Origin of the sequence: Oligella sp. HMSC09E12, from assembly GCF_001808505.1 — a bacterium.
Classification (GTDB): Bacteria; Pseudomonadota; Gammaproteobacteria; order Burkholderiales; family Burkholderiaceae_B; genus Oligella; species Oligella urethralis.
The window spans coordinates 51,864-62,055 of the sequence record NZ_KV793568.1; the positions used below are offsets into that span (position 1 = coordinate 51,864).

General features: G+C 46.6%; 8 protein-coding genes. 4 read left to right on the forward strand and 4 right to left on the reverse strand.

All coding sequences use genetic code 11. From position 1 onward, the window contains the following. Nucleotides 1-29 precede the first annotated feature (29 nt). From HMPREF3179_RS04435 to HMPREF3179_RS04445, 3 genes are read left to right on the forward strand one after another with little or no spacing between them, the layout of a single operon-like run. Nucleotides 30-1,250: an exonuclease SbcCD subunit D C-terminal domain-containing protein gene (locus tag HMPREF3179_RS04435; RefSeq protein ID WP_048766692.1), complete on the forward strand. Its 1,221-nt coding sequence runs from the start codon at nt 30-32 to the stop codon at nt 1,248-1,250. Between the two features lie 2 nt (nt 1,251-1,252). Next, complete coding sequence (locus tag HMPREF3179_RS04440; RefSeq protein ID WP_070469845.1) at nt 1,253-4,525, forward strand: AAA family ATPase; 3,273 nt, start codon at nt 1,253-1,255, stop codon at nt 4,523-4,525. 24 nt (nt 4,526-4,549) lie between these two features. Further along, nucleotides 4,550-5,440, forward strand: coding sequence for an NAD(P)H-hydrate dehydratase (locus HMPREF3179_RS04445; RefSeq protein WP_018026856.1), 891 nt, complete (start codon nt 4,550-4,552; stop codon nt 5,438-5,440). A gap of 12 nt (nt 5,441-5,452) precedes the next feature. On the opposite strand, the gene HMPREF3179_RS04450 is transcribed toward HMPREF3179_RS04445, so the two are convergent. After that, the gene (locus HMPREF3179_RS04450) at nt 5,453-6,379 is read right to left on the reverse strand and encodes a DMT family transporter (RefSeq protein WP_070469846.1); all 927 of its coding nucleotides are present in this window, start codon (nt 6,377-6,379) and stop codon (nt 5,453-5,455) included. A gap of 201 nt (nt 6,380-6,580) precedes the next feature. Then, nucleotides 6,581-8,554 carry a monovalent cation:proton antiporter family protein gene (locus HMPREF3179_RS04455; RefSeq protein WP_070469847.1) on the reverse strand — a complete coding sequence of 658 codons (1,974 nt, stop codon included), beginning with the start codon at nt 8,552-8,554 and terminating at the stop codon, nt 6,581-6,583. 387 nt (nt 8,555-8,941) lie between these two features. Between HMPREF3179_RS04455 and HMPREF3179_RS12245 the strand changes: the two genes are divergently transcribed. After that, nucleotides 8,942-9,115 (forward strand): hypothetical protein, encoded by a 174-nt coding sequence (locus HMPREF3179_RS12245; protein WP_168160356.1) that lies wholly within the window; start codon nt 8,942-8,944, stop codon nt 9,113-9,115. 68 nt (nt 9,116-9,183) lie between these two features. Here the strand turns inward: HMPREF3179_RS12245 and HMPREF3179_RS04460 are convergent, their stop codons facing one another. Together HMPREF3179_RS04460 and HMPREF3179_RS11945 are read right to left on the reverse strand one after the other, a co-directional pair. After that, nucleotides 9,184-9,597 carry a type II toxin-antitoxin system HicB family antitoxin gene (locus tag HMPREF3179_RS04460; RefSeq protein WP_036557413.1) on the reverse strand — a complete coding sequence of 138 codons (414 nt, stop codon included), beginning with the start codon at nt 9,595-9,597 and terminating at the stop codon, nt 9,184-9,186. A 64-nt stretch (nt 9,598-9,661) separates the two neighbouring features. Continuing rightward, entirely contained in the window at nt 9,662-9,832 is a 171-nt protein-coding gene (locus tag HMPREF3179_RS11945; protein ID WP_081941467.1) for a type II toxin-antitoxin system HicA family toxin, read from the reverse strand. Nucleotides 9,833-10,192: the final 360 nt, after the last annotated feature.

Below are 10,192 nucleotides of genomic sequence, written 5' to 3' on the forward strand. Positions count from 1 at the left end.
CGCACTCACCAAGCATCAGCAGTTAAACTATGCGCATTTTACATACATCAGATTGGCATCTAGGTCGCTCATTGCTAGGCAAAAGACGCTATGCAGAGTTTTCACAACTACTTAACTGGATGCTGCAATGCATTGAGCAACAGCAGATCGAGGTCCTGATCATCGCCGGTGATATTTTCGATACCACCACGCCCAGTGTTACTGCGCAGGATCAATATTACAACTTCTTAGCTGCCGCTGCCGCTAACAGCTGTTGCCGCCATATTGTGGTGATTGGTGGCAATCATGATTCAGCGAGTTTTTTAAATGCGCCAGGCGCCATTCTTAAGAATCTCAATGTGCATGTCGTCGGTCAGGCCTGTGACGATATTCGAGATGAGGTGCTGTTGCTCGATAATCATCAAGGTGAGGTGGGCTTAGTGCTGGCTGCGGTACCCTTTTTAAGTGATAGGGACATACGTCGTTATGAATCCCTAGCCAGCCTAAGCGATAAGGATCAGCAAGTGGTGGCAGCTTATCATCAACATTATGAGGAGGTCGCCCGCCACGCCAAAAAGCTAGCGGATAAGCATCAGGTGCCCATGGTAGCCACTGGTCATTTATTTATGACTGGCGGTCTTACCTCCGAGGGAGATGGGGTACGTGATTTATATGTGGGTACCTTAGGTCAGTTAAAAAGCGATTTATTTAGCCCTGATTTTAATTATGTGGCCTTAGGACATATCCATCAGCCCCAAAAGGTGGGCGGCCTAAATCATATACGCTATAGCGGCAGCCCCTTGCCCATGTGTTTTGATGAATGTGAGCGCAGTAAACAGGTTTTGGTGGTGGATTTTAATCAGGAACACCAAGCCATGGTTACTGAAGTGGAGGTCCCTACCTTTCAGCGCCTACACAGAATTCGCGGTGATTTAAAAAGCCTACAGTCGGCAATTGAAGAATTAAAACGGCAAAATGAATCCATTTGGTTGGAAGTGAGCTACCAAAGCGATGAGTTGCAGAGTAATTTGCGAGCCGTACTGACAGAGCAAATCAAAGACTCCCAAATTGAAATTTTAAAGCTTAACAATCAGCAACGACAAGCGGTCCATTTACAGGCTACCGATACATTAGAGAGCTTGGAGGAATTAAGCGTAGACGACGTCTTTAAGCGCTTATTGGATCGACAAAACATCCCCGACAATCAGCGCCCAGAGTTATTAATGACTTATCAAGAAACCCTACACCGCTTACACCACGATCAAGAGTAGCCATGAAGTTATTAGAATTACGTTTTAAAAATCTTAACTCCTTAGAGGGTGAGTGGTTAATTGATTTTAGTCATGCAGCGTATGAACAAAACGGTATCTTTGCCATTGCCGGACCCACGGGTGCTGGCAAAACTACCCTGCTAGATGCCATTTGTCTGGCGCTTTATGGTCGTACGCCGAGGCTAGACAGCTTTAGTAAATCACACAATGAAATTATGTCGCGCCAGCACGCCGAGTGCTTTGCCGAGCTTAAATTTCAAATTGGCCAGCGAACCTATAGCGCCGCTTGGAGCCAGCGACGGGCACGCAATCGAGTCGATGGTAATTTACAGCAAATCCAGCGTGAGCTTTTTGATGTTGATAGCGGCAAGCTACTTTCCAGCCGCATGGCAGAAATTAATCAATTAACCGCCGATATTACCGGTTTGGACTTTGAGCGATTTACCCGCACCATGCTCTTGGCGCAGGGGCGTTTTGCGGATTTTTTAAATGCCAAAGAGGAAGAGCGTTCGCCTATTTTGGAGCAAATCACTGGCACCCGTATTTACAGTGATATTTCCATCAAAGTGCATGAAATTAAAACTCAAGAGGAAAAAAAGCTTGCCTTATTAAGCGCAGGCCTAGAGGGTATTACACCGCTGTCAGAGGATGAAGTCAGTGCCTTACAAGCCTCCTTGCAACAACTTAACCATAAGCTCCAGCAGCTCAATCAGCAGCAACAAGCCTTGCGCGAGTTAATCCAATGGTGGGAAGAAAGTGCCAAGACCAAACAAACTGAGGAGGAATTACAACGCTCACTCAGGGAGAATCGCGCCGAAGCTGCAAGCTTTGCCCCTAAAGCTGCGATGCTGGCACTAGCCAATAAAAGCTTGGCCTTGATTAAAGACTATACGGTATTAACTGGTTTACGTACGACATTAAAAAACAATCAAGATAGTCTGCAGCAATTAGCGCCAAAACTGAGTGAGGCGACCACTAAACGCAATCAGACACAAGAAGCATATCAAAGAGCGCAAGCGCTACACACACAACAAGCTGAGCTACTAGAACAACAAACAGAGCACTTTAAAGCCGTCCGTACCTTGGACGCCGAAATTAAGCAACAGCGCTTACTGCTACAAAATGAAGAACGCAATTTGCAACAAAAGCAGGCGCATCTCAAAGGCACCGAGAAGCAACTTCAACTTGAGCAAGAAAGCTATCAAAACCTCCAACAATCGATTCGTCGTGCCTATCAAGACTTTGAAGCAAAAGGATACGCCCTAGCACAGGATCCCTTAAGCGCAGACAGCGACGAACTGCTAGACCGCTTAAGTCATCAAAGGGAAATTCTTAATTTAAAAAATCGCAGTGAGCAGTTAACACAGGAACTACGTATTTTAGAGACACTCAGTGAGCTATTTAAAAACTACCATCATCAAAGTGCAGAAAGCCATCGCACAAGACAAAGCTTAGAGGCGCTTAACGAGTCCTTGCTCAGTTTGCAAACGGTCGCCACCCAACATCAACAGCAACTACAGGTAACGGAGGCGCAGCTAGCCCAAGCCGAGGCCGAGCATAAGCTTGCCCTGGTACAACAAAGTCTGGAGCAACATCGTCAGGACTTAGTGGACGGTACGCCCTGCCCCTTATGTGGCGCCTTAGAGCATCCATGGGCCGAGCACGACAGCGCCAATCCTGCGCACACGCAGCAGCAACTAACACAAGCTAAGCAAGCGTATAAAGCGGCGCAAGAGGCGGTCAATCATCAGCAGCAGCAAATCACTCAACAAGCAGCTGACATTCGGGCACTAGAGCAGCGTTTAAGCGATGGCTTAACAGCTCAACAAGCGCATTTGGACCATCTCAGCGCGAAAGCGTCCTCACTCAGCGATTTAAACGGTGCCAAACAAAGCTGGCTCCATTTGACTGACATCAATGCTACAGCTGACACGCTAGGGCTCAGTGAGCAGGCACTCAGCTCACAGAAAGCGCAGCAGCAACAGCAACTCAAGCAACTCCATACCGAGCTAAGCGATAGGGAAAAGATGCAACACTGGGCTCAGGAACAACGCATTGAGTTGACTCAACTAAAGGTCAGTATGAGCAGTCTACAGTCACAGCTAACAAACCATCAGACAAGCATCGCGAGTTCGGAGGAGAATCTCAAAGGCATTCAACTCACACTGGACGCCAGCAAACAATCTCGCTATGCGCTCTTTGCCGATGATGATCCTGACGCTGCAGAAGCGCAGTTAAAGCAAAAGCTATCGCAACTCGAACAACAATTATCCCTAAGCAGGACAGCCAAGGATGATGCGGCAATTCACTTTAGCCAACTGAATCAACGGCTACAGGATTTACAGCACGCAGTGCACACACTCAGCGCCGAACTGGAGGCAGCAAATGATCGCTTTAAAACCAAACTCAATAACTCAGCCTTTGTGGATGAAAAAGCCTTTATAGACGCTTGCTTGGAGGAGACTGAGCGCTTAATCCTTGAGCAAGAACAACGCCGTATTAATGATCGCAACTACCTACTGACAGAGCAACTAAAGCAGACCACAGCAAAGCTAGCTGAATTGGCGGCCCAGCAGCCAGATGCGCCTAAAGAGCTAGCGCTCTGTAAGGCAGAGTGGGAGCAAGTAGAAGCACAAAAGGCCGAGCTCAACTCGATGCGAGGGCGTGATAATGAAAAACTAAGGAGTCATTTTAACGCTGTGGAGCGCCTTGCTGAACAAAAGGCACAGATTGAAGCGCAAGAAGTCATCACGCAGCGCTGGCGCCTGTTACATGAGCTTATTGGTTCTGCCGATGGTAAGAAATACCGCAATTTTGCCCAGAGTTTAACCTTTGAATTTGTGCTGCATTATGCGAATCAGCAATTAGCGCAGATGAGTGACCGTTACTCACTGTGCCTTGACCCAGAACCCGGCAGCAAGTTGGAGCTTTATGTGGCCGATCACTATCAAGGAGGTGAGCTACGCTCCATCAAAAACCTCTCTGGTGGCGAAAGCTTTATCGTCAGTTTAGCCTTGGCACTGGGTTTATCACAGATGGTGGGCGGCAAAATGCAGCTAGAATCCCTGTTTTTAGATGAGGGTTTTGGTACCTTAGACGAAGACAGCTTGGATATTGCCCTAAGTTCATTGGCAAATTTGCAGCGCGGTGGCAAAACCATTGGTATTATTTCTCATGTGGCCGCACTCAAAGAAAGAATCGCAACGCAAATTCAAGTGATTCCGATGAGTGGCGGTCGCAGTCGTTTGGAAGGTCCGGGTATTCGTGCCCTTTAAGTTTACAGATTAGGAGGTGGGATAATGGCAAGCTTTGAGCTCAGTGATAATTTAATTGAGGAGTGGTTAGCGCATTGTCACCAAAACTTCCCCGGGCTATTGCAAGAGCGTGCCCTAGAAAGCCATAAGGGTAGCTTTGGCACTGTGGGCATTATCGGCGGTTGTCAGGGCATGAGCGGTGCCATTGTGCTGGCTGGTACTGCCGCACTGATTAACGGTTGTGGCAAGCTATGGTTAGGCTTTTGTCAAGACCATGCACCCCTACCCTATATCCCAGAACGACCAGAATTAATGCTAAGCAGTGCCGAACGCCTTCTACAGCGAAATGATATCAGTCATTGGGCGGTGGGATGCGGCATGGGCCAATCGGAAGCGGCATACAACATCCTCAGTACCCTCTTACAGCAGACAGCTGATACGCCCCTACTGCTTGATGCGGATGCCTTGAATTTGCTAAGTCAACACCCCGAACTAGCGGACTACCTGACTGCCCGCTTGCTGCCGGCGGTAATAACACCTCACCCGGCCGAAGCCGCTCGTCTTTTAGACTGCAGCACCGAGGAAGTGATGGCCGACCGCCAAGAAGCCGCGCTCGAACTTTCAGAGAAGTACTTTTGCCGCGTCGTTTTAAAAGGTCATCAAAGCCTTATTGCCGCCCCCGACGAGGATTTGCTCATCAACCAAAGTGGTAATCCTGGACTGGCAACGGCCGGTAGCGGCGATGTCTTAAGCGGTATGATTATCAGTCTGCTAGCACAAGGCTTGGCACCAGATGAAGCGGTCGCTGGCGGTGTCTGGCTGCACGGGGCAGCCGCTGATTTGCTGGTACTTAATCAAGTCGGTCCCATTGGCCTTTGTAGCGGTGAAATTGCTGAGGCGGCCAGATATTTACGAAATCTTTTAGTCTCGTTGTAGTGAACTTAGAAACTACTGCTCTGCCAAGGCCTGCTGTACTAATCGCTTGGTGGCTTGATTATGACGCCACTCGATAAGGGAGGCACTGACACCGCTGGCGCAGACGATCAGAATCCCCAACCAGCTCATCGCATCTGGAAACTGGCGCCAGATTAACCAAGCAATGGTGGCTGCCCCAACGATTTGTAAATACACAAAAGGCGCTAATAAGGAGGCGGGTGCATGTTGATAGGCCTTAATCTGTATCCAATGGCCCAAGGTACCAAAGATCCCAGTTGATAGCAGCACCAACCAGTCCAGATAATGATATGCCCCGATAATGCTTACTAACTCATCCACATAAAACAGTACTAAGACGCTACTGATGGCGGTTCCGATGAGGCCAGTCCACAGCAACGTGGTCATGGAGTCATCTTCTGCTAATTGACGTGTCACAATAAACTGCAAAGAAAAAATCCCGGCCGTCATCAAACCGAACATCACCCCTAAGGGATGTAGCCCTGACCCAGGGCGTACAATCACCATCACCCCGATAAAGCCACAAAGCGCTGCGACCCAGCGATAAAGGCGCGGTGGCTCCTTTAACACAAAGGGTGCCAAGCATAAGACCAATAGCGGTGCCAAAAAATTAATCGCAGTGGCTTCAGCCTGCGGTAAATAGCGCAGAGCCGAAAAGAAGGTCATGGTTGCAGTAAGCACCGCCGTGCCCCGTATGATCTGAAAGCCTAAGCGCTTAGATTTAAAAATACTTAAACCACGGCTCGGCAAAGTAAACATCAAAACCAAGACAGCATGTATTAAATAACGCACCCAGCTCAGCACCACCAAAGGCAACCCATATTGCATCAACCACTTGCCCCCAGCATCTAGCGAGGACAAAGCCCAGGTCGACAAAATAACAAGGGCAATACCAACAAGGGGACGAGCTGTGGTGGACATAGTGTAAATAGCTTAGCCAAAAGGATTAATCAAAGTTTAAAAGCTTACCATCGATAGTGATGGCAATCTTAGGATAGTATGCCTCAACTACCCAACAGCAAGCGTAGAGAGCGCACTTAGCTCAGTGTTAGTACTGATAGCGCTGCGATGGCTGCTATCAGAGTCTATCAGGGCTTATCTTAGATAGATAGAATTTACGTGCTAGTCACCCATCAGCGCCCAACTTTCAAAGGCGTTGACCCACCCCTTGGCACCAACCAAGACTAAGGTGTCATCAGCCTCCAGCACAAACTCATTAATCGGATTACGAATTTGGAAGGCATGTCTACGAATTGAGATTAAACTCACTTTTTCTTTATCTAGTGGGAGCTCAGCGACCGTCATGCCGACAGCTTTTGACTGAGGTGGCAAGATAAAGGCATAACGTACAATCTGTGACGATTCACCCTCTAAATCAATGGCATCATCATGCCCTTTAAAAACGCCTGCCAGCACCTGGTAGTGATCTCGACGTACCTTACTCACAATATGATGCACCTGGCGGTAGTTCATACCAAGCGCAAGCATTGCTTCAGCGGCAAGGGCTAAGCTACTTTCTTTGCTATCGGACACCACATCATCAGCACCCATGTGCGCAAAGACATTAATATAATCATCATCCGTGACCCTCACCACCACTGATTTGGTGGGATCCAGTAACATAATCGTGTTTAAAATTTGCTCACTTTCATGCATATTACTCAAGGTGATAATCACCATTTTGGCACGCTCTAAACCAGCAGCTAACAGCACCTCGGTGCGCTTAGCATCACCAAATGACACCGACTCACCCGCCAAGCGCGCGTTCATAACCCGCTCCACATCCAGATCCAAGGCATGATAGCTTTTATTTTCTTCGGTCAGAATACGGCTGATACTTTGCCCGCGTGCACCAAAACCGATAATCAAGCTATGCCCGTCAAGCGCCATGGTTTCGACCATCAGTGCATGCAAATTAACCGACTCCTGATCCCAAGCACTTCGAAAGAAAAAGCGCACAATGGTGTCACTACTATTAATTAATAGGGGCGCAACGATCATTGAGATAAGAATGGCTGCAATGGTAGACTGCTCCAACTCAGGTGATAACAGGTGAAAATGACCTGACACCGCCAATAAAACAAAACCAAACTCACTGCCTTGAGCTAAGTACAACGCAGTACGCAAGCTGTCCATCGGCTTATGTCGCATGCAACGACTAATCGCAAAGACCACCAGCGCTTTTAACAGAATCAACATGCTCAGTAATAATAAAACCAGCTGCCAACTCTGTAATAGCACCGCAATATTCAACTTCATCCCGACAGTAATGAAGAAAAAGCCCAATAAAATATCACGGAACGGTCGAATATCGGCCTCTACCTGAAAACGATAATCGGTTTCTGCAATCAACATGCCGGCGACAAAGGCCCCCAAAGCTAAGGACAAACCCGCCATCTCGGTTAAATAAGCGATACCTAAGGTCACCAATAACACATTGATCATAAAGAGCTCTGAGGAACCACTTTTGGCGACCAAGCGGAACCAAGGCGCCATCAACTTATGCCCCACGACCAGTAAAAGACTTAAGGTCAGCGCCATATTGATAAAGGCCAACAGCAAATCAAGCCATAAATGATCATTCGGACCGGCTAAGGCGGGTAATAAAATCATTAAAGGTACCACAGCAATATCTTGCATCAGCAGTACTCCCATAGCCATATTGCCATGCGTTTGGTTCAACTCACTCCGTTCAGACAATAAACGGCTGACAATGGCGGTTGAGGACATCACCAAAGCCCCAGCCACAGAAAAGGACCAGAGCGCCGGTATTCCAATGAGCATCAGAACACCCATGACCAATAATATCGTAAAAACGACCTGCATCCCGCCTAAACCGATTAACAGGGTGCGCATGGATTTTAACTTGCCGAGGGAAAACTCTAAACCAATACTAAAGGTTAGAAATACGATACCTATTTCGCCTAGGTAATCCGTTGATGGTGACTCAGGAATTAATTGTAATAAGCCAGGACCCGCAATAAAACCCACTAATAAATAGCCCAGCATGGATGGGATTCGAAGCTTCCTGCAGACAATGACGGCTAACACGGAAACTAATAAAACCATCACCACTGGAGCTAAAGAGAAATGCATTTGAGCTACGCTTTAAAGAAGAGAGAGATTGACGAGTTTGCTGACCTCAGTCAAGAAAGGTAAATTTGCAAAATAGTCATTATACCCTTGACGCAAAAAAATAAAACGCAAAAATGGCTACCCCTGGCGGGCTAGTCAGCCTGTGATTAGGGCACCATGTTGCTGGAGCTCTTGACTGAACGATAGGCTAGCGAAACCCATTGACTCAAACGCCGATTGCCAAGTATCCAGCCACGCTGGATATAAGCTACGTTTTTCAGCTCCTATCCGCCACCCTAAATGGGTTAAAAGTAAAAATTAAATGATCGGACAACTAGTGTGACATAGGGGGTCTATCCTGCATATAGTCTTTAGCATTCTTCTTTCCTCATTAATTTATATAAACTCTTGAAAGTAAGTTCTTCAGCTGAGCAATCGGCACCGTTACGTGTTCCGGATCGTTCTGTTCCTGAGAAGAAAACGACCATCAACAAAACACCTCCAACTGAAGAAAACAAATCATCCGATGATGGATGGAAAAGGCCTGGATGGGCTACAGTTGATATTGATAAGTATATTTAAGTAGTGAGTTTGAAGGTGCTACAACGCAACAAACTCACACCCGGAACTACCCATTAAAGTCATGGACTTTAAATTACTTCAAATTCTAGGGTCTTACCTAAAGCTTTAAAAGCTCGATCCAGAGTATCTACTTTTGTAGCCCGATGCAAATTAACCATACGGTTTACTTGCGTTGGTGATAAATTCATTAATCGTGCCAAGTCTGCTTGTTTGATGCGCTGCTTTGTCATTTCGTTTAATAGCTTGACTTTAACTGTCACGCTTGCTGGAAGCATAACAGCATACTGTTCATCCTTCACTTTAGATGGTTCCGGCACGGCACGCATATCATCAAAATAAAAATCTAGCGCCGTAACTAGACAATCGTAAGCTAAGTCAATAGCTTCTTCTTTGGTTTCCCCGTATGTTATGGCCTCTGGTAAGTCAGGAAACGTCACCGTAAAGCCTGGAGCGTCAGGCGTTAGCACAAATGGATATTTCATAACAAATTCTCTCCTGTTTGGATTGTAGCGGCTGTGTTCATGAAAGCCCCATTAGGGGCATTTCTTACAAACCTAGCTGCTTTAAAATCGCTTTTCTAGTGCCTTCTGGTAGCTCTCTAGCGTGCCTTGGTAAGGTACTGTGTTTGCCTTTGTAGGTTAGCTTCGTGTGTTTTGAGCCTTCCTTAAATTCAACACCTTGCGATTTCAGCCAGCGTCTAAATTCGCTGGTTTTCACTACAATCCCCTCTAATGTTTCAATTATTTAATTATACACAAAAACGCACATAACGTAAACATTAATGTGTATTTACAAAAGGAAACAACAGTCACTCAATATCAACTTTTGCTACCTGAATTTTGCTCAATATTTAAGCACGGCAAACCTATATATTTGTAATAATATTTGCATTATACTTGCCGATTCTCGCAATAGCTCTTAACTATTTGATTACATTAAATAATTTGATGTTTTTCTTGATTTTAGCGTGACCGCTCTCTTGATTTAAATTCAGAGGGTGACAACTATCCTGACATAGAGAGGGTGGATAACTAGGGAGCAGACTCAACTGCTGATTCAACAATTGAGTCAGCGCTG